The organism is Microvirga pakistanensis (assembly GCF_004458765.1).
In the GTDB taxonomy this organism is placed as follows: Bacteria; Pseudomonadota; Alphaproteobacteria; order Rhizobiales; family Beijerinckiaceae; genus Microvirga; species Microvirga pakistanensis.
The window spans coordinates 219,891-238,272 of record NZ_SPJX01000187.1; the positions used below are offsets into that span (position 1 = coordinate 219,891).

The 18,382-nt window shown below is 64.8% G+C and carries 14 protein-coding genes; 7 read left to right on the top strand and 7 right to left on the bottom strand.

Annotated elements, in window-relative coordinates; genetic code table 11:
• The first annotated feature begins 197 nt into the window (after positions 1-197).
• The 3 genes from E4K09_RS12785 to E4K09_RS12795 all read left to right on the top strand — a co-directional run bounded on the left by E4K09_RS12785 (position 198) and on the right by E4K09_RS12795 (position 4,498).
• Positions 198-2,798, top strand: coding sequence for an ABC transporter transmembrane domain-containing protein (locus E4K09_RS12785; RefSeq protein WP_244610478.1), 2,601 nt, complete (start codon positions 198-200; stop codon positions 2,796-2,798).
• A complete protein-coding gene (locus E4K09_RS12790; protein WP_134497534.1) occupies positions 2,795-3,241 on the top strand; it encodes a Crp/Fnr family transcriptional regulator in 447 nt (148 codons plus the stop codon). The genes E4K09_RS12785 and E4K09_RS12790 overlap by 4 nt, the downstream gene beginning before the upstream one ends.
• 171 nt (positions 3,242-3,412) lie before the next feature.
• The gene (locus E4K09_RS12795) at positions 3,413-4,498 is read left to right on the top strand and encodes a transglycosylase SLT domain-containing protein (protein ID WP_166802290.1); all 1,086 of its coding nucleotides are present in this window, start codon (positions 3,413-3,415) and stop codon (positions 4,496-4,498) included.
• Here the strand turns inward: E4K09_RS12795 and E4K09_RS12800 are convergent, their stop codons facing one another.
• Positions 4,499-4,735: an Lrp/AsnC ligand binding domain-containing protein gene (locus E4K09_RS12800; RefSeq protein WP_009494007.1), complete on the bottom strand. Its 237-nt coding sequence runs from the start codon at positions 4,733-4,735 to the stop codon at positions 4,499-4,501.
• A 95-nt stretch (positions 4,736-4,830) separates the two neighbouring features.
• Positions 4,831-6,135, bottom strand: a complete 1,305-nt coding sequence (locus E4K09_RS12805; protein ID WP_134497538.1) for a UDP-glucose dehydrogenase family protein — start codon at positions 6,133-6,135, stop codon at positions 4,831-4,833.
• 159 nt (positions 6,136-6,294) lie between these two features.
• Here E4K09_RS12805 and E4K09_RS12810 point away from each other — a divergent pair, with 159 nt between their 5' ends.
• A complete protein-coding gene (locus tag E4K09_RS12810) occupies positions 6,295-7,302 on the top strand; it encodes an asparaginase (RefSeq protein WP_134497540.1) in 1,008 nt (335 codons plus the stop codon).
• A 216-nt stretch (positions 7,303-7,518) separates the two neighbouring features.
• Here E4K09_RS12810 and meaB read toward each other — a convergent pair whose 3' ends face one another.
• Both meaB and E4K09_RS12820 read right to left on the bottom strand, forming a co-directional pair.
• Positions 7,519-8,505: a methylmalonyl Co-A mutase-associated GTPase MeaB gene (gene meaB, locus E4K09_RS12815; RefSeq protein ID WP_134497542.1), complete on the bottom strand. Its 987-nt coding sequence runs from the start codon at positions 8,503-8,505 to the stop codon at positions 7,519-7,521.
• A gap of 32 nt (positions 8,506-8,537) precedes the next feature.
• Complete coding sequence (locus tag E4K09_RS12820) at positions 8,538-9,293, bottom strand: DUF3750 domain-containing protein (RefSeq protein WP_134497544.1); 756 nt, start codon at positions 9,291-9,293, stop codon at positions 8,538-8,540.
• 177 nt (positions 9,294-9,470) lie between these two features.
• On the opposite strand from E4K09_RS12820, the gene E4K09_RS12825 reads away from it, so the two are divergent.
• Both E4K09_RS12825 and E4K09_RS12830 read left to right on the top strand, forming a co-directional pair.
• Complete coding sequence (locus E4K09_RS12825) at positions 9,471-10,448, top strand: alpha/beta hydrolase (RefSeq protein WP_134497545.1); 978 nt, start codon at positions 9,471-9,473, stop codon at positions 10,446-10,448.
• 83 nt (positions 10,449-10,531) lie between these two features.
• Entirely contained in the window at positions 10,532-11,515 is a 984-nt protein-coding gene (locus tag E4K09_RS12830; RefSeq protein ID WP_134497547.1) for a Bug family tripartite tricarboxylate transporter substrate binding protein, read from the top strand.
• Positions 11,516-11,679: 164 nt separating this feature from the next.
• On the opposite strand, the gene E4K09_RS12835 is transcribed toward E4K09_RS12830, so the two are convergent.
• Positions 11,680-12,387 carry a DUF3053 family protein gene (locus E4K09_RS12835; protein WP_134497549.1) on the bottom strand — a complete coding sequence of 236 codons (708 nt, stop codon included), beginning with the start codon at positions 12,385-12,387 and terminating at the stop codon, positions 11,680-11,682.
• 334 nt (positions 12,388-12,721) lie between these two features.
• Between E4K09_RS12835 and E4K09_RS12840 the strand changes: the two genes are divergently transcribed.
• Positions 12,722-14,311, top strand: a complete 1,590-nt coding sequence (locus E4K09_RS12840) for an adenylate/guanylate cyclase domain-containing protein (protein WP_134497551.1) — start codon at positions 12,722-12,724, stop codon at positions 14,309-14,311.
• 154 nt (positions 14,312-14,465) lie between these two features.
• Here E4K09_RS12840 and E4K09_RS12845 read toward each other — a convergent pair whose 3' ends face one another.
• Positions 14,466-15,860, bottom strand: coding sequence for a M10 family metallopeptidase C-terminal domain-containing protein (locus E4K09_RS12845; RefSeq protein ID WP_134497553.1), 1,395 nt, complete (start codon positions 15,858-15,860; stop codon positions 14,466-14,468).
• Between the two features lie 313 nt (positions 15,861-16,173).
• Positions 16,174-18,342, bottom strand: coding sequence for a methylmalonyl-CoA mutase (gene scpA / locus E4K09_RS12850; RefSeq protein WP_134498000.1), 2,169 nt, complete (start codon positions 18,340-18,342; stop codon positions 16,174-16,176).
• Positions 18,343-18,382: the final 40 nt, after the last annotated feature.

The following is an 18,382-nucleotide window of genomic DNA, read 5'->3' on the forward strand; positions in this document are numbered from 1 at the left end:
CACTGATCACATAAGGCGTGATCCTAGATCGGGAAGAGGTTCTCCTCAGTCGTGAAGGTTATAACTCTACGCCAATGGAAAAGAGCCTCTTTCGATATATCTGGACTCACTCCAAGCGCGAACAGCTTTTCATATGCTTTGTCGTGCTTCTGTCTCAACCTTTTTATTTCATTTCACTCGACCTGCCTCGCCGGATCGTGAATGAGGCAATCCAGGGGGAGGCCTTCAAGGACGGGAACGTTACGGCACCCTTCCTCCAATTGCATTTCGATTTGCCGCAATGGCTGGGTGGCGGGTCTCTTCGGCTCTTCGACGGCTTCGAGGTCGGCCGCGTCGGCCTCCTGCTCGGGCTCTCGTGCCTGTTCCTGTTCTTCGTGGTCGTGAACAACGGCTTCAAGTACTGGATCAACCTCGCGAAGGGCATTCTGGGAGAGCGGATGCTCCGGCGCATGCGCTTCGACCTTTTCGCCATGGTCCTGCGCTTCACGCCGGAGGCCCTGCGCACCGTCAAGTCCTCAGAGACCGCCACGATCATCAAGGACGAGGTCGAACCCATCGGCGGCTTCATCGGGGATGCCTTCATCACGCCGGTCCTGCTCGGCATGCAGGCTCTCACGGCGCTGTTCTTTATCATGGTGCAGAACGTGTGGCTCGGCCTCATGGCCCTCGCCGTGATCGCCGTGCAGTTCACGATCATTCCCCGCCTGCGGCGGGAACTGCTGCGGCTCGGCAAGCAGCGCCAGCTCGCCTCGCGCGAGCTTGCGGGCCGGATCGGCGAGGTGCTGGACGGCATCGAGGTGGTGCATGTCCACAACGCCTATGCCTGGGAAAGAGCCGAGATCGGCAGCCGTTTGTTCGCGCTCTTCTCGATTCGCCTGAAGATCTACAACAGGAAATTTGCGGTCAAATTCCTCAACAATTTCCTGTCCCAGGTCACGCCTTTCCTGTTCTACGCCGTCGGCGGCTATTTCGCGCTGCGCGGCACGCTGGACATCGGCCAGCTTGTGGCCGTCATCAGCGCCTATCGCGAATTGCCGCCGCCCTTGAAGGAGCTGATCGACTGGGATCAGCAGCGTCTCGACGTGCAGGTGAAATACGATCAGGTCACCCAGCATTTCGCGGAAGAGCGGCTGGGGCCGATGATCGATGCCGATGCCGAAGCCGAAGCCGAAGACCAGCCGCTGGCCGGACCACTCGTGGTGGAAGAGCTCAGCCTTTCGGGACCCCACGGCGACATGATCATCGAGAATGCGTCCTTCTCGCTCGCGCTTCCGACCACCGTGGCGATGATGTCCAACGGCAGTCCGGCGGCAAGCATGCTGGCCCGCGTTCTCGCCCGGCGCATCACGGGATTTGCCGGGCGCATCTCCATCGGCGACCGGGATCTGACGCAGATCCCCATGTCGCTCTCGGGACGAAGGGTCGCCTATGCGGGGGTCGATCCCATCATCTTTCCGGGAAGCATCCGGGACAATCTCGTCTACGGCCTGCGCTTCAAACCCACGAACCGGACGGAAGCGGACAGGCGCGAGGTGGCGCGTCGCGTCGCGGAGGCTGCAAGGTCCGGCAATCCGTTCGAGAGCATCTCCGATTGCTGGATCGATTACGCGCGGCTGGGGCTGAAGGACGAACTGGATCTGGACCGGGCGCTGGTCCGGCTGTTGGAGCGGATCGGGATGGGCGAATCGATCTACCTGTTCGGACTTGCCGGGCGGATCGATCCGGAACGGCATGTCGCCCTCGCGGAGCGCCTGGTCGAGGCCCGGAACCGCCTGCGGGAAACCTTCCGATCGAACGGCATGGCGGATCTCGTCGAACCCTTCGATGTGGATCGCTACAACGACCAGGCTTCCATCGCCGAGAATCTGCTGTTCGGCGTTCCCGTCTCCGGTGAGTTCATGGGGCGCAATCTCGCGGACAGTCCCCAGTTCCGCAGCGCCATCGACAGGGCGGGGCTCACGGACGGGCTCATCAAGATGGGCCTGCAGATCGCCGAAACCATGACCGAAATCTTCCAGGGACTGCCGCCGGGGCATTCGCTCTTCGCGCAGTTCTCCTTCATCGGCGCGGAAGAGCTGCCGGATTTCCAGGCCATCCTGCGCCGCCGGGCAAGGGGCGGGCACGATCTGAGGCGGGAGGAGCGGACCCGGCTCTTGGCCCTTCCGCTCGCCTATATCGAGGCCAGGCACCGCCTCGGCCTGCTCGACGACAGCCTGAAACGGCAGATCGTGGAGGCCCGCAGCTTCGTGCGGGGCACCCTCGAAAAGGCGGGGGCGACGGGGGTGGAATTCTACGATCCCGACAGGATCTGCATGGCGGCTCCCTTGCGGGACAATCTTCTGTTCGGCCGGGTCAACTATCAGGTGGCCGACGCCCGCCACCGGGTCGCGGAGGCCATCGCGGCGGTCATCCGGGAGCTCGATCTTCTGGAGGACGTGGAGCGCATCGGCCTCGACCACGAGGTGGGCGCGGCGGGCCGCCTTCTGTCTCCGCAGGAGCGTGCGAGCGTCAATCTGGTGCGCTGCCTCGTGAAGCGCCCGGACATTCTCATCATCGACGGCGCTCTGGCCCCCTTCGACGAGGAGCGTGCCGGAAAAATCCTTCACGCGCTTCTCGGCGATCTCGAGCAACAAAGCCTGTTCATGGTTCTGTCCAATGATCGACAGGCCGGGGCTTTCGATGTTCAGATGCGCTTCAATGGCGGGCGTATCGTCGCAGACCAGATCGCGGATTCGCAGGGGCGGGCGCAGCGTGCCGCGGCGGAGAATGCCCAGAACATAGCAGGAGAGGTGGCATGACCCTTGAGACCGAGGTTCAGTCCCTGAGGCAGGTTCCCATGTTCCGGGATATCGACCCGGCCCGGCTGAAGCTTCTCGCCTTCACCAGCGAGCGGGTTCAGTTCGCCGCCGGGCAGCGTTTCTTCGCGCAGGGCGATCCGTCCGATGCGGCCTATGTGCTCCTCGACGGGCGCGCCAGCGTCCTGCTCAACACCCCCAAGGGGGAAATCCAGGTTGCGGAGCTCTCCGGGAACGCCCTTCTCGGCGAGATGGGCATCCTGTCCGACACGCCCCGCTCCGCGACGATCGTGGCCTCGGAGCCGACCACGGCGCTTCGCATCGACAAGCGCGTTTTTCTCGAGTTGCTGGCCCAGTTCCCCCAGATGTCCCTGGCCGTGATGCGCGAATTGGCGCAGCGCCTCGAGCGTACCAACGCCCAGCTCGTCGCCCAATCCTCCTCGTGAACGTACCTCTTTTGGGGATGTTTTCCCGGGGAAAACACGCTTCCCTACCCCATAAGATTGGGGTCTTACGGTCAAGCTGACCGATTCTCGACACATCTACCCGTCAACTCTTGTCCCAGAATGACACAAGGGGTGGTTCGGATTGAGCCGAACCCTGCGGGAACAAGTGTGATGCCGAGTAATGCAAGAACACTGCTGTGCGCCGTGCCGCAACCTGTTGCGGCTCCGCGTCAAGGCGGCCTTGGCCGCCAGACGGCTCGTGTGGCCCTTGCTTTGGGCCTGATGGTGGGGTTCCAAGGGGTGACGGCGGGTCCTGCCGCCGTCGCCACCCTGCCCACCGCCATGGTGGACAACAACCGTTCTTCCCCGGTCAAGGCGCTGGCCGTGGCAACTCCCGTAACGGCTTCCATCGCCTATACGCCCGAGCTCGGCAAGCAGCCGGGTCTCTTCCAGGCGATCATCGAGGGCGCCTTCTCCCTGTCCAAGAAGCGCCAGCCGAAGCCCGAACACGAGGGGCTTCTCCCGGAAGCCGCCGGCAATCCGGACGAGATCATTCCCTTCAACGGGCGCAACATCCCGCGCTGGCTGGTTCACTCCATCCTCAAGGCCGCTCACGTCACGGGCGTGGACCCGGTCTACATGATGACGCTTGCCGACGTGGAATCGAGCCTCTCGCCCGAGGCGAAGGCCCCGACCTCCTCCGCCGAGGGCCTGTTCCAGTTCATCGATCGGACCTGGCTCGAGATCGTCGCCATGCACGCGGCCGATTACGGCTTCACCGCCGCCGCCGAGGCCGTCCGGATCGTCAATGGCGATCCCGTGGTGAGCGACAAGGACCGCGAGTGGATCATGGGCCTGCGCACCGATCCCTATTTCTCGGCGCTCATGGCGGGCGAGCTGATCAAGGATGTCGAGCGCGCCCTCATCTCTCAAGGCGAGCGCGAGCTCGCCGAGGCCGAACTCTACCTTGCCCATTTCCTCGGGGCGAGGAGCGCCGTACGCTTCCTGGAGGCGCTCGACCGGGATCCGAACATGAAGGCCTCCAAGCTCTTCCCGCAGGCCGCGAGAGCCAATGCGGGCCTCTTCACCGAGGGCAAGGGCCGCAAGCGCCGCTCGGTGACGGTCGCCGAACTCTACAACAAGATCGACTCGAAGATCGTGCGTCGTCTGGACCGCTACGAGGGCATCGGACCCTATCTCGCGGAGGTCACCCGCCCGACGGTGGAGGTGACGGAAACCAGCGCCGTCACCCGGTGATCAGAACGCCTTGAAGGTGATGATCGTGTGGGTGTCGGCAATCTCGGGGATCACCTGAACGTTCTCGGCGATGAAGTGGCCGATATCGACGCCGTCGTCCACGTGGAACTTGGCGAGGATGTCGTAATTGCCGGCGGTCGAGTAGATCTCCGATGCGATCTCCCGGTCCGCGAGGGCGTTGGCGACCGCGTAGGTCTTGCCGAGCTTGCATTTGATCTCGACGAAGAAGGTCTGCATGGGGCGCTCCAAAGGACGTGGGCTTCAGGCCGCGTGACGGAACCGCACGTATGGCACGGCAGGACGTTCGCGTGAATATCCTGCCCGCCGAAATGTCAGGGCCGTCCGATGCTCACATAGGTGAAGCCGTTCCGGCGCATCTCGTCGGGGCGGTAGACGTTGCGCAGGTCCACGACCACGGGCTCGGCGAGCGCCGCCTTCAGGCGCTTCAGGTCGAGCGCCCGGAACATGTCCCATTCGGTGACGATCACGAGGGCGTCCGCGCCGCGCGCGCAGTCGTAGGCGTCGCGGGCATATTCCACGTCCGTCAGCATGGCGCCCGCCGCCTGCATGCCTTCCGGATCATAGGCCCGAATGCGGGCGCCCGAATCCTGCAGGGCCGTGATGACGTCGATCGAGGGCGCCTCGCGCATGTCGTCGGTGTTGGGCTTGAAGGTGAGGCCCAGCATGGCGATCGTCTTGCCGCGCACCGAGCCGCCGCAGGCCGCGATCACCTTCCGGCCCATCGCGCGCTTGCGCTGGCTGTTGACGGCCGCCACCGTTTCCACCAGGCGCATGGGCGCCTCGAAATCCTGCGCGGTCTTGATCAGGGCCAGCGTATCCTTCGGGAAGCATGAGCCGCCGTAGCCGGGGCCCGCATGGAGGAACTTGGAGCCGATGCGGTTGTCGAGCCCGATGCCGCGGGCGACATCCTGCACGTTCGCGCCCACATGCTCGCAGAGATCCGCGATCTCGTTGATGAACGTGATCTTGGTGGCCAGGAACGCGTTGGCCGCGTACTTCGTCAGCTCCGCGGTGCGCCGGGACATGGCCAGGATCGGCGATTGGTTGAGATAGAGCGGGCGGTAGATCTCGTTCATCACGCCCTGGGCCCGGGGGTCGTCCGTGCCGATCACGATGCGGTCGGGGCGCTTGAAGTCGGCGATCGCCGCGCCTTCCCGCAGGAATTCCGGGTTGGACACGACGGCGAAGTCCGCGTCGGGCCGGGTTTCGCGGATGATGCGCTCCACCTCGTCGCCGGTGCCCACGGGCACGGTCGATTTGGTGACCACCACCGTGTAGCCGTCCATGGCTCCCGCGATGTCGCGGGCCGCCTGGTAGACGTAGGAGAGGTCCGCATGGCCGTCGCCGCGGCGGGAAGGGGTCCCCACCGCGATGAACACGCCTTCTGCGTGCTTGACGGCTTCGGGCAGGTTGGTGGTGAAGGTCAGGCGTCCTTCGCGCACGTTCTTGGCGACGAGTTCGGCGAGGCCCGGCTCGAAGATGGGGATCTCGCCGCGGTTGAGGGCCTCGATCTTGCGCGGATCCTTGTCCACGCAGCACACCTCGTGGCCGAAATCCGCGAAGCAGGCCCCGGACACCAGACCGACATAGCCCGACCCGATCATCGCAATGCGCATCAGGATCTCTCCTTTGTGATGAATGCCAGGGTTTAGGGCGCTGGAGACTTGGCCGCAAGGCAGCATAAGGGGGAGGGCGGAACCATTTTGCAACAAAACTCCCTTTGACATCCGGCCAAAGCACGCCCAAAAGACCGCCGTTTTCAAAACGGGGCATTTATGGATAACCCTTTCCTAGTCGAGGTCACACGTGGCCCGCTGGTCGAATCCCGTCATCGGGCCAGCGTTTCCGTGGTGGATGCGGACGGCGCGACCGTCCTGTCGATCGGAGACGTGGACCGGCGCGTTTTTCCGCGGTCCGCGGTCAAGGCCCTTCAGGCTCTGCCCCTTCTCGAGAGCGGGATCGCGGACAAGTACGGCCTGACCGACGAAGAGATCGCGCTTGCCTGCGCGTCCCATTCGGGCGAGCCGGAGCATGTGCGGGTGGCCCGGTCCATGCTGGAAAAGGCCGGGCAGGATGTGGGCTGCCTCGAATGCGGCACCCACTGGCCCATGGGCGAGGCGGCCAACCGCGCCCTGGCGGCGCAGGGAGGCACCCCGAGCGCCCTGCACAACAACTGCTCCGGAAAGCATGCGGGATTCATCTGCCTCGCCTGCGGGCTCGGGCACGACCCGAAGGGCTATGTGAGCCCGAACCATCCGGTCCAGCGCATGGTGCGCGAGGCCCTTGAGGATGCGACCGGGGCCTGCCACACGATGGAGAAGAGCGGAATCGACGGCTGTTCGATCCCCACCTATGCCATCCCGCTGCCGTCCCTGGCTTTCGGCTTCGCGAAATTCGGCACCGGCGCCGGCCTCTCGGGGGAGGGGAAGGCTGCCGCGGAGAGGATCCGCCGGGCCGTGGCCGCCCATCCCTTCATGGTGGCGGGCACGGGGCGCTTCGATACCAGGCTCATGGAACTCCTCAAGGAGCGAGCCTTCGTGAAGGTGGGGGCGGAGGGCGTCTACTGCGCCGCGCTCCCGGGGCTCGGCTACGGGATCGCCCTCAAGGCCGAGGACGGGAATGCCCGTGCGGCGGAGGCCATCATGGCCGGACTGATCCTGCGCTTCCTGCCCCTCGGCGACGAGGAGCGCGCGGCGGTCGGGAAAATGGCGCAGCCGGTCTTCAAGAACTGGAACGGCATCGAGGTCGGAAGCCTTCGCCTCTCTCCCGTGCTTCTGGGATGAGCCGCGTCCACAGGCTCCTCTTCGGTGCGGCCGTTCCCGACCTCGAGCGCTGCTCTCGTCATCCCCGGGTCAAGCCCCGGGGATGACGTGGAGAGAACTGGGACGGACCCTAAAGCATCGGACCCGAAGGTGGACTTGCACTTTTGGGATCAATCCAATGCTTCCTCTTAAGGTGGGAGCATCGTTGGGCGCGGCCCTCCGGGTTCGCACGATGCTCTAAAGCCCGAGCAGCTTGACGATCTCGCTCGCACCCGCATCGGGGGACACGCTGCCGTCCGCGATGCCCTTCTCGATGTCGGGCACGCGCCTTTTCAGCACGGGATCCCGGGTGAGCCGCTCGTGCAGGCGCTCATGGACCAGAGCCCACATCCACTTCGTGTCCTGCGTCCGCCTTTTGGCCGCGAGTTCGCCGCTCGCCTCGAGGCGCCTGCGGTGATCCAGCACCTTCGACCAGAGCTCGTCGAGCCCCTGTCCGGTGAGCCCCGAAATCGTCAGCACCGGCGGCGCCCAGGTGGAGGAGGCGGGGGCGAGGATGTGGAGGGCGGCCTGGTATTCGGCCGCCGCAGCCTTGGCCTTGGCGCCGGCATCGTCCGCCTTGTTGACGGCGATCAGGTCGGCCAGCTCCAGAATGCCCTTCTTGATTCCCTGCAGCTCGTCGCCGGCGCCGGGAAGCATGAGGACGAGAAAGAAATCGGTCAGGTCCGCCACGGCCGTTTCCGACTGGCCCACGCCCACCGTCTCCACCAGGATCACGTCGAAACCCGCGGCCTCGCACAGGAGCATGGTCTCCCGGGTCTTGGCGGCGACGCCGCCGAGCGTCCCGGAGGACGGGGAGGGGCGGATGAAGGCGTTCGGGTCGCCCGAGAGCCGCGCCATGCGGGTCTTGTCGCCGAGAATCGCGCCGCCGGTGCGGGTGGAGCTGGGATCGACCGCCAGCACGGCGACCTTGTGGCCCCTGTCCGTCAGCATGCTGCCGAGGGAATCGATGGCGGTGGATTTGCCGACCCCGGGCACGCCCGTGATGCCGATCCGCACGGCCTTGCCGGTGCGGGCCATCAGCTCCTGCAGCAGGGCGCGGGCGGTCTCCCGGTGGTCGGGGCGGCGGGATTCCATGAGCGTGATGGCGCGCGCCAGCGCCGCGCGCTCGCCCCGCGCCACGGCGTCGGCCGTCACATCCGCCTTCCTGTGGGAACCCCCGGTCATGGAAGTAGCCTTAGCGGATTCGGGAGCCGCTTTCACCACGTGATCGGATCCATGCCGAACCTTCCCCAGGCGGGGATCTTGAGGGCGGGGCGCCGGATGTCGATCCCGGCGACGAGGCCCATGAAGTCGATCTCGATGCCCTCGACCCAGCCCAGCGCCAGGCCCGCATAGCCGGCGAGCGAGATCTGGATGCCGGTGCGGCTCGGAGTGAGGCCGACGATGTCCTGCAGCGGCCGCCAATCCTTGCCGAGCGCCGTCGGCGGCAGGGCGGCATCGAGTTCGGGCACGGAGCGCAGCACATGAGCCACGAAGGTGTTGGAGTTGGGGCCGGGCCAGGCGTTGTAGGCGCCATAGGCGTTGTAGGGATACCGCTCGACGGCCTTGCGGATCTGCGGGATGAGGCGCTGCGCGGCCTCTCCCTCGATCAGCGCCACCGGATGGGGCGCATTGCCGAACCAGCGCCCGTCCGGCGCCCATCCGTTGGTGCGCACGGGGCTGCCCCAGCCGACCTTGTCGTAGCGCGTGTACTGGCTCGCACCCGCCTCCTTCACGACGATCCAGGTGTGGTGGGCGAAGATGCCGCGCCAGCGGCCCACCCGCGCCGCATAGACCGCGACGATGGCCTGCGGCGCCTCGGACGGCGCCGGCAGCAGCTTCGCGCTCGACCAATCGGCCGCGCGCCAGTTCGGCGCGACATCTTCGCGCATCGTCCACCAGAGTGCGTGGGCGCCGACAGGAAAGATGAAGAGTCCGATGAGGAGGAGGAAAGTACGGAAGAGAAGAGCCATGGGGCCAACGTAACAAGGCACACCGGGCGCCTTCAAGGCAGCGCATCGTCACTCCCGTTCACCAATGGTTTACCGGGATTGGTAAGGAATGGGTGCAACGTGTGGCGTTGCCTTGTGCATGCCATGATCGGGGGCAACACAGCACCGACCCTTCCTTAGGTTTGATCGTCCGGCCTCATGCAGCTTTCCATCTCCCGCCTCGCCGCAATCTGCCTTGCCGCCGTTGCCCTGTCCGGGTGCATCGGCGACGACAACGTCCTGACGAGCCCGTTGTCCGCACCCCTTCCGGGGTTGTCGAAGGATCCGAAGCTCCTGGTCGCGACGACCCGCCTGCCGGTGGGCGATCCGCCGAAGGCACCCTGGTTCAGCAGCGAGCGCGCCCCCGAGCTCATCTACGCGGAAGCGCGCCTGAGCCCGCCGTCGGGCTCCCTGATCGGCAGCTCGAAATGGTCTATCGCGAAGGTCGATTCCGTCGAGCGCGCCCGTGGGGCGCAGGCTTTCGCGCAGGCCGCCTTCGGGCGCGACCTGCTGCTCTATATCCATGGCTATCGCGAGAGCTTCGAGACGGCGGCGGCGTCCACGATCGATCTGTCGGAAGGCATTCAGTTTCCGGGAGCCACCGGTCTCTTCACCTGGCCCTCCGCCGCTTCCACCTTCAGCTATGTGGCGGACCGCGAGAGCGCGATGTGGTCGCGGGATGCGCTGGAGGACGTGCTCGCGGCCATCGCCAAGACTCCGAGCGGCGGGCGCATCCACATCGTGGCGCACAGCATGGGCACCCTTCTGACCCTGGAGGCCCTGCGCATGCTGCGCGCGGATGGCGGCGAAAGCGTCATGGAGCGCATCGGCGCCATCGTGCTGGCGGCGCCCGATATCGACATCGATCTCTTCGCCCGGGGCCTGGAGCGGCTGGGGCCGGATGCGAAGAAGATCACCGTGATCAGCTCCACCAACGACCGTGCGCTCGCCGTCTCGAGCCGCCTTGCGGGCGGCATCGTGCGCGCGGGCGCCGCCGATCGCGAGCGCCTGGAATCCTTGGGCGTGCGGGTGGCGGACGCGTCCGAATTCGGCGGCGGCATCATCAATCACGACCTCTTCCTGTCGAACACGGAAGTGCAGCAGGTGGTCAAGCGCGCCATCGAGCGGGCGCGATAAAGAGGGGCTGCGGCGAGCCGGCTTGTCCCTCACCGCTCCAGGATTAGTTCCTCTTCCGAAGCAGAACGACTTCGGAGGAAACGATGACCTGGAACCGCCGCGACATTCTCGTGGGCATGGCCGCCTGCGCGGCCTCGACGCTTCTCTCCCGGCACGCTTTCGCGCAGGGTGGTTATCCGGCAAGGCCCGTCAGGGTCGTCGTGCCCTATGCGGCCGGTGGCGGAACGGACTTTTTCGCCCGGCTGGTCTTCGCCGAGATCGGCAATCGCCTCGGACAGCAATTCGTCATCGAGAACAAGGCGGGGGCGGGCACCAATCTCGGGGGCGAGGCCGTCGCCAGGGCCGAGCCCGACGGATACACGCTCCTTCTCGGCGATACGGCGACCTATGCCACCAATCGCACCCTCTACAGCAAGCTCGCCTTCGATCCTTACAAGGATTTCAGCCCCGTCTCGTTGAGCGGGCGCTTCGCGCTCGTGCTGCTGGTCAACACGGACAAGCTCAAGGCGGGATCGGTGCGAGAGCTGATCGCCGCCGCGAAGCAGAATTCCGGAGGCGTGACCTACGGCACGCCGGGCCTCGGAAGTCCGTTCCATCTCGCGACGGAACTGCTGGCGCAGAGCGCCGGAATCAAACTGACCCATGTTCCCTACCGCGGTGCCGCGCCCGCCGTTCAGGATCTGGTGGCCGGCAACATCCAGATGATGTTCATCGATTTTGCGACGGCGCGCTCGCAGCTCTCAGGTCCCATCCGGGCGATCGCCGTGGCGTCTCCGGGGCCCTTCGCCGGATTGCCCGGCATACCGTCGGTGGCGGCGGATTTCCCCGGCTTCGAGGCCTGGGCCTGGCAGGGCATCGTGGCGCCCGCCGGCACGCCGCCCGAGATCATCACCACGCTCAACGAGGCCTACCGGCGCGCCGTCGGCCAGCCGGAGATCCGCGAGAAGCTCGCCGGCGCCGGGATCGAGGTGCTGCAGAGCACGCCCGAGGAGATGGCCGCCTACATGCGCTCCGAGGGTGAGAAATGGGAGAAGGTGATCAGGACGGCCAACATCAAGCTCGAATAAGAGGATCATGATGATGCCGTGTCATCCTCCGGCCGAGCGAAGCGAGGGAAGGGGATCCATTCTTCAGCGCATCCTCACGGATTCCCGTCGCGGCGGCCGGGAATGACACGCGTCTGCGTTGCCGAGAGACTTAGAACTTGAGTCGCTGCCGATGATGACGGGAGCTACCCCGATATGAGGGCGCGCATCTTCTGCTGGCTCTCGACCGCGGCTCGCGACTTGGAGGCAAGGTCGGTGGCCAGCCTGTTGAACTGGTTCAGCAGTTGGGCGTCTTTGAACTCGACTGCGCTTCCCGACATTCTCCACCGCCCCTGGTTCTTCTCCAGGAAGGCGACGATCTGCAGGGACGTGTCGAAGATGCCGTCGACGGCGGGAAAAATCGTCCGGAACGTTTCGGCCGGACGGGTCACGTTCCGTTCGAAGGCCTGCGTGTAGAACGGCTTCAGGTCGTCGGGTTGAGCAAGCCGGTTTTTCTCCGCCTCCGCCGTCGCCTGCGCCGTATCGAGCGCGTTCCGAAGCTGCTTGACGGCCTCCTGGACTTTCAGGAGATTGGCCTTGTTGGCAGTCAAGTCCGAGATGCTGCGGACGGTCCCGGCTTTGATGCTCTCCTGCAAGGGCACCGAAACCTGATTGTTCATCCGATCATGAAAGCGAGTGATGACCTCGTAATGATCCTTGTAGCGACCCAGGGCCTTGCCTTCCTCAGCGGTCGGGATCGGAACATGCAGCCCAGGCTTGTCGACGATCCGGGTTTGCAGAAAGGTCTTGAAAGCCTCGCGCTCTTCCGACTCCGAATCGAAGCAACCGGACATGCCAAGTCCGATGACGAGAGAGACGCAGAGAATAACTCTGGATGACGACGAGCGGAGCATGACCGGTCCTGAGCGGAAGTCTTTTGGGTTTTGCACTCAAAACATTATAACATCAACAATCGTGCCCGGCAATCGTGTGCGGCCCTGTGCCCGACCTGCTGCCGGTGGCTGTGATGCCCCTTTTCGGGACCACGCGGGAGTGCCCGGAGAGATCTCCTTCTCCATGCGTTCCGCAGGCGAAGGGTGGGACAGGGCGCTCGACGACGCCATTATCAGTTCGCGTGTGCGTGGGGGCACGAAGCGCGGCAGCGCTCACGCATTTGGGGGTTGCATGCCCGGCCGCGAAGGCAAATGATCGGCCTGACTGAACAGAAGTTCGACAGTGAGGCTGCCGATGGCTGGACTGGGTGAACGGGCTTCCTACGAGCAGCGCGCCATGGGAATGCTGCTGGTCGTGACAGTGATCCTCGGCGTTCTCGGGCTGCCCGTCGCGGTCTGGCTCGACCTGCGCATTCTGTCGGAAAGCGTCCTGCGGATGCAGGCTCGGGAGACCAGCCGGGTCATCGACGACATGCGCAGCTTCTACGGCAGCGATGTGGTCGGGCGCGTGCTCCAGTCGTCCGGTCCCGTGACGGTCACGCACAATTATCGCGATGTGCCGGGAGCCATTCCGATTCCGGCGACGCTTTCCATCGAGCTGGGAAAGCGCATCAGCGCCCATGACGGCTCGGTGAAGTACCATTTCGTGTCCGACATGCCGTTCAAGGGACGCGAGGCGCATCCACTGGACGCCTTCGAACGGAACGCCATCGAACGCCTGAGGGCCGATCCCGAAACGTCCGTGGTCGAGGTGTCCGGCTCCCTGTTCAACAAGAATGTGAGGACGGCGGCCCCCGTGATCATGGGGCCGGTCTGCGTGGGTTGCCACAACACCCACCCCGACAGCCCGAAGACGGATTGGAAGGTCGGCGACGTGCGCGGCATCCAGGAGATTTCCGTCAATCAGCCGATCTTCTCGAACATCTTCTCGTTCAAGTATTCCCTGGCCTACCTTTCGCTCGCCTCGATGGCGGGCCTCGGCTGCATCCTCCTGCAACGGCGGCAGGAGCGGCTGATCCGCGGCATGAACCAGGAGCTCACGGAGGCGAACGATTTCCTCGCCGGGATTTCGATGAAGCTCGCCAAGTACCTGTCGCCGCAGATCTACAAGAGCATCTTCAGCGGCCAGAAGGATGTCGCCATCGCCACCGAGCGCAAGAAGCTCACGATCTTCTTTTCCGACATCAAGGATTTCACCGCCATCTCGGAGCGGCTGCAGCCGGAGGACCTGACGCAGCTTCTGAACGACTATTTCACCGAAATGTCGGCCATCGCCCTCCGGCACGGGGCGACCATCGACAAGTTCTTCGGCGATGCCATCCTGATCTTCTTCGGCGATCCGGAAACGAAGGGCGTCGAGGAGGATGCGAGGGCCTGCCTGCGCATGGCCGTCGACATGCAGCAGCGCATGGAGCAACTCAACGCCGTCTGGCGCAAGCGCGGCATCGACCTGCCCATGTGCGTGCGCATGGGCATCAATACGGGCTTCTGCAACGTGGGCAATTTCGGCAGCGACGACCGCATGGCCTATACGATCATCGGCGCGGAGGCGAATCTCGCCGCGCGCCTGCAGGCCATCGCCGAGCCCGGCGGGATCTGTCTCAGTTACGAAACCTATGCGCTCGTTCGCGACATGGTGCGGGCAAGCCCCCTCGAACCGATCGTCATGAAGGGCATCAAGCGCGAGGTCGTGCCATACGCCGTGGAAGGCCTCCTGGGAGAACTCGCCCAGAGACCGCAGGTTATCATCGAGCACGTGACGGGGCTCGACCTGTTCCTCGATCTCGATGCGATCAAGCAAAGCGAGGTGGAGCGCGCCAGGAGGCGTCTCTCCGAGGCCTTGGCAGCCCTCGAGGGATCGGTGCCGCGGGCGAAGGCGAGTTGAGGCTTTCTCTGGCGTCACCCGCTGCCATCGCTCGCCTGCACGTGCGTGTTCCGACCTCGTCCATCCGTCCCGGCTAGGCCAGGCCAGGGGCTCCACGCACAAGCCCGGGGCCGTCTCCGGTCTTCCAGAGACGGCCCCGGCGCTGTGATGAAGATTAGATGATGACGAACTCCGCCGCGCTCATCTTCAGGTTCTTGCCGATCGTCGCGAACTTGATGGCGGCTGCGGATCCGGTTCCATCCGGATCGTAGTAGAGAGCGCCCGACTTGGTGTCGTAGATGATGTGGTCGTCCCTGTCGTGCGCCTTCGTGCCCTTCCAGAACTCGTTGCTCTTCAAGGCGCCTTTTTTGGTGACGATCTTGCTGAAGGATGCCTTCGCCAGCTGGATGGTGTCGCTCGCGACACTGTAATCGAGGATCTTGTCGATGTTGGTCTTGCTGTTGGGCTTGGAGCTGAACACGAACGTGTCCCTGCCTCCCAGGCCTTTCAGGGTGTCGTTGCCGAGGCCTCCCTTGATCACGTTGGCGTAGGCGTTGCCGACGATCAGATCGTTGCCTTTCCCGCCGGTGGCATTCTCGATGACGGTGCCCTTGGCGATGGTGAAGCCGCCATAGACATTCATCTGCCGCGAGAAGTAACCGGCCGCATTGGGGTCCCCGACATTCAATGACGCTTGGTTCAGATTGATGCTGACCGGCAGCGTCGAGTACGCGGCCGAGATCGTATCGATGCCTCCCGCATCCCAGATCGTCGTCCAGCCGGTTCCCTGGACGTTCGCGGTCGGCAGCACGTACTGATTGTTGCCCGTTGCAGTCGTCATGTTGGCGCCGTACATCGCCTGGAGCGCCGCGACGTCGATGGCGCTCGGCGTCTTGAGGAAGCCGTAGTTGCCGTAGAAGGAATGATTGGGGGGCAGCTTGTTGACGCTCATCAGGGTGTAGGGCGACGCGTTGAACCCGAAATCGCCCTTGTCGTAGGGGCTGTCGACCCCCGGCATCCCCTCCTCGTGCGCCCAGTTCAGGCCGACAGCCTGTGCAGCGAGACCCAGGATGGTCTGGAAGCCCAGGCCGCCCGGCACGTAGCTCTGGAAGCCGTCGTGGAGGTTGACGAGGTATCCCCAGGATTGCTGCTGGCCCGTGATAGGCTCCACCGGGGCCTCGTGTTCGAACGATCCGGGGATGTCTAGATCGACAAACCGGCCGCCATAGACCCGCCACCAGACGACATCGGCGCCTTCGAAGCTGCTCGTGGATTCGAACTTCACCCCGCAGAACGCCTCAAGTGATTGAGCGGCCTGCATGAGGGCCTGCTCGTCGCTCAGCGTCCAGGGCTGCGTGTCGGAACCGTTCCTCGCGAGCGCGTCCGGATCGAAAACGTCGCGGCCCTTCACATCGACCGCCTCGAACCACCCGCCGTCGCCGTTGTGGCCGTTGGCCGTGCCGATCTTGACCTTCACGGGTCCGTCCGACATGTCCCAGACGTTGCCGGCAGTGAAGACCCCGTCCACGAGGGGATTGCCGGTCTTCGTGATCTGCTTGATTCTGCTCATGACACCCTGCTTCGGATTTGACACGCAATAACGTATAATCCGCCGCCGACCAGTTGATTGTGCGGAGGCGCACAACGCGCCGCACCGCTCGGCAGGTGGGTCAGTCCGCAAGAGGGAAATGGCGCTTCATGCGCCGCTATGGTTTCTGTCGTTATCGTCATGGCCGTGCTTGTCACGGCCATCCACGTCTTTGAAACCCTGCGCCTCAGAGACGTGGACCCATGGGTCAAGCCTGGGGATGACCATGAAATTGGGTCAAGGCGTACAAGGAGCGCGGCGGTCCCGGTTCAGAAGGCCGCAAGGACGACGAGCCTCACTCCGCCGCCTGCTTGGGTTCGTAGCCCAGGCGGCGGTTCAGCTCCTCGATGAGGTTCACCGCCGCATCCGCGATCACCGTGCCGGGCGGGAAGATCGCCGAGGCTCCGGCCTGGGTGAGCGCCTCGAAGTCCTGCGGCGGGATCACGCCGCCCACCACGATCATGATGTCCTCGCGGTGATACTTGGCGAGTTCGGCTTTCAGCTCCGGCACAAGGGTCAGGTGGCCTGCCGCCAGCGACGAGACGCCGATGATGTGCACGTCGTTCTCGATCGCCTGCCGGGCGGCTTCCGCCGGTGTGGCGAAGAGGGGCCCGATATCCACGTCGAAGCCGAGATCGGCGAAGGCCGAGGCGATCACCTTCTGGCCCCGGTCGTGGCCGTCCTGGCCCATCTTGGCCACCAGAATGCGCGGGCGGCGCCCGTCATCGTGCTCGAACTGCTCCACCAGATGGCGGATCTTCTCCACGGCTGGCGACGCCATGCCGACCTCCCGCTTGTAGACGCCCGAGATCGCCTTGATCTCCGCCCGGTGACGGCCCCACACCTTTTCGAGAGCGTCGGAGATCTCGCCCACCGTCGCCTTGGCCCGCGCGGCCTTGACGGCGAGGTCGAGCAGATTGCCTTGGCCCGAGGATGCGCCTTGCGAAAGGGCGTTCAGCGCCGCGTCCACATCGGCCTGGTTGCGCTCGGCGCGAAGAGCCTGAAGCTTCTCGATCTGGCGGGCGCGCACGGCCGCGTTGTCGACCTTCAGGATATCGATCGAGGCCTCGTCGGAAGGCTTGAAGGCGTTCACGCCGATGATCTTCTGATGGCCCGAATCGATCCGCGCCTGCGTGCGGGCGGCCGCCTCCTCGATCTTCAGCTTGGGAATGCCCGCCTCGATGGCCTTCGCCATGCCGCCGAGGGCTTCCACCTCCTGGATGTGGCCCCACGCCTTGTTCGCGAGCTCCTGCGTCAGGCGCTCCACGTAATAGGAACCGCCCCACGGATCGATGATCCGCGTGGTGCCGCTCTCCTGCTGGAGGAACAGCTGCGTGTTGCGGGCGATGCGGGCGGAGAAGTCGGTGGGCAGGGCCAGCGCCTCGTCGAGCGCGTTGGTGTGCAGCGATTGCGTATGGCCTTGCGTCGCCGCCATGGCCTCCACGCAGGTGCGCACCACGTTGTTGAACACGTCCTGCGCGGTGAGCGACCAGCCGGATGTCTGGCTATGCGTGCGTAGGGGAAGCGACTTCTCGCTCTGCGGGTTGAAGTCCTTTACGAGCTTGGCCCAGAGCAGGCGCGCGGCGCGCATCTTGGCCACTTCCATGAAGAAGTTCATGCCGATCGCCCAGAAGAACGAGAGGCGCGGCGCGAACTGGTCGATGGTGAGGCCCGCCTGGATGCCGGCCCGGATATATTCCACGCCGTCGGCGAGGGTGTAGGCGAGCTCCAGGTCCTGCGTGGCTCCGGCTTCCTGCATGTGGTAGCCGGAGATCGAGATGGAGTTGAACTTCGGCATGTTCGCCGAGGTGTAGGCGAAGATGTCCGAGATGATGCGCATCGACCCTTTCGGCGGGTAGATGTAGGTGTTGCGCACCATGAATTCCTTGAGGATGTCGTTCTGGATCGTGCCGGAGAGCTTTTGGGGCGGCACACCCTGTTCCTCGGCGGCCACGATATAGAGCGCCAGCACGGGCAGCACCGCGCCGTTCATGGTCATCGACACGCTCATCTGGTCGAGCGGAATGCCGGCGAACAGGGTGCGCATGTCGTAGATGGAATCAATGGCGACGCCTGCCATGCCCACGTCGCCCGCCACGCGCGGATGGTCGGAATCGTAGCCGCGATGGGTCGCGAGATCGAAGGCGACCGACAGGCCCTTCTGGCCGGCCGCGAGGTTGCGGCGGTAGAAGGCGTTGGAATCCTCGGCCGTGGAGAAGCCCGCGTACTGGCGCACGGTCCAGGGCTGGTTCACGTACATGGTCGGGTAGGGGCCGCGAAGATACGGCGCGATGCCCGGATAGGTGTCGAGGAAATCGATCCCGCTCCGATCCTCGGGGCCGTACGCCGCCTTCACCGCGATCCCCTCCGGCGTCAGCCAGGGTTCTGCCTTGCGTTCGGCTGCAGGCGCGGCCTCGGGGGCGCTAGCCCAGCCGAGGTTTGAGAAATCCGGAATGCGTGTCATGGCCCTGAGACGGATGCCCTCATGGAAGCGGGTGGAGTTG

What these genes read in the sequence shown, in the direction of transcription:
- E4K09_RS12790 (WP_134497534.1), top strand. Translation starts at nt 2,795, where the DNA reads ATGACCCTTGAGACCGAGGTTCAGTCCCTGAGGCAGGTTCCCATGTTC.
- E4K09_RS12795 (WP_166802290.1), top strand. Translation starts at nt 3,413, where the DNA reads ATGCCGAGTAATGCAAGAACACTGCTGTGCGCCGTGCCGCAACCTGTT.
- E4K09_RS12800 (WP_009494007.1), bottom strand. Translation starts at nt 4,735, where the DNA reads ATGCAGACCTTCTTCGTCGAGATCAAATGCAAGCTCGGCAAGACCTAC.
- E4K09_RS12805 (WP_134497538.1), bottom strand. Translation starts at nt 6,135, where the DNA reads ATGCGCATTGCGATGATCGGGTCGGGCTATGTCGGTCTGGTGTCCGGG.
- E4K09_RS12810 (WP_134497540.1), top strand. Translation starts at nt 6,295, where the DNA reads ATGGATAACCCTTTCCTAGTCGAGGTCACACGTGGCCCGCTGGTCGAA.
- meaB (WP_134497542.1), bottom strand. Translation starts at nt 8,505, where the DNA reads ATGACCGGGGGTTCCCACAGGAAGGCGGATGTGACGGCCGACGCCGTG.
- E4K09_RS12820 (WP_134497544.1), bottom strand. Translation starts at nt 9,293, where the DNA reads ATGGCTCTTCTCTTCCGTACTTTCCTCCTCCTCATCGGACTCTTCATC.
- E4K09_RS12825 (WP_134497545.1), top strand. Translation starts at nt 9,471, where the DNA reads ATGCAGCTTTCCATCTCCCGCCTCGCCGCAATCTGCCTTGCCGCCGTT.
- E4K09_RS12830 (WP_134497547.1), top strand. Translation starts at nt 10,532, where the DNA reads ATGACCTGGAACCGCCGCGACATTCTCGTGGGCATGGCCGCCTGCGCG.
- E4K09_RS12835 (WP_134497549.1), bottom strand. Translation starts at nt 12,387, where the DNA reads ATGCTCCGCTCGTCGTCATCCAGAGTTATTCTCTGCGTCTCTCTCGTC.
- E4K09_RS12840 (WP_134497551.1), top strand. Translation starts at nt 12,722, where the DNA reads ATGGCTGGACTGGGTGAACGGGCTTCCTACGAGCAGCGCGCCATGGGA.
- E4K09_RS12845 (WP_134497553.1), bottom strand. Translation starts at nt 15,860, where the DNA reads ATGAGCAGAATCAAGCAGATCACGAAGACCGGCAATCCCCTCGTGGAC.
- scpA (WP_134498000.1), bottom strand. Translation starts at nt 18,342, where the DNA reads ATGACACGCATTCCGGATTTCTCAAACCTCGGCTGGGCTAGCGCCCCC.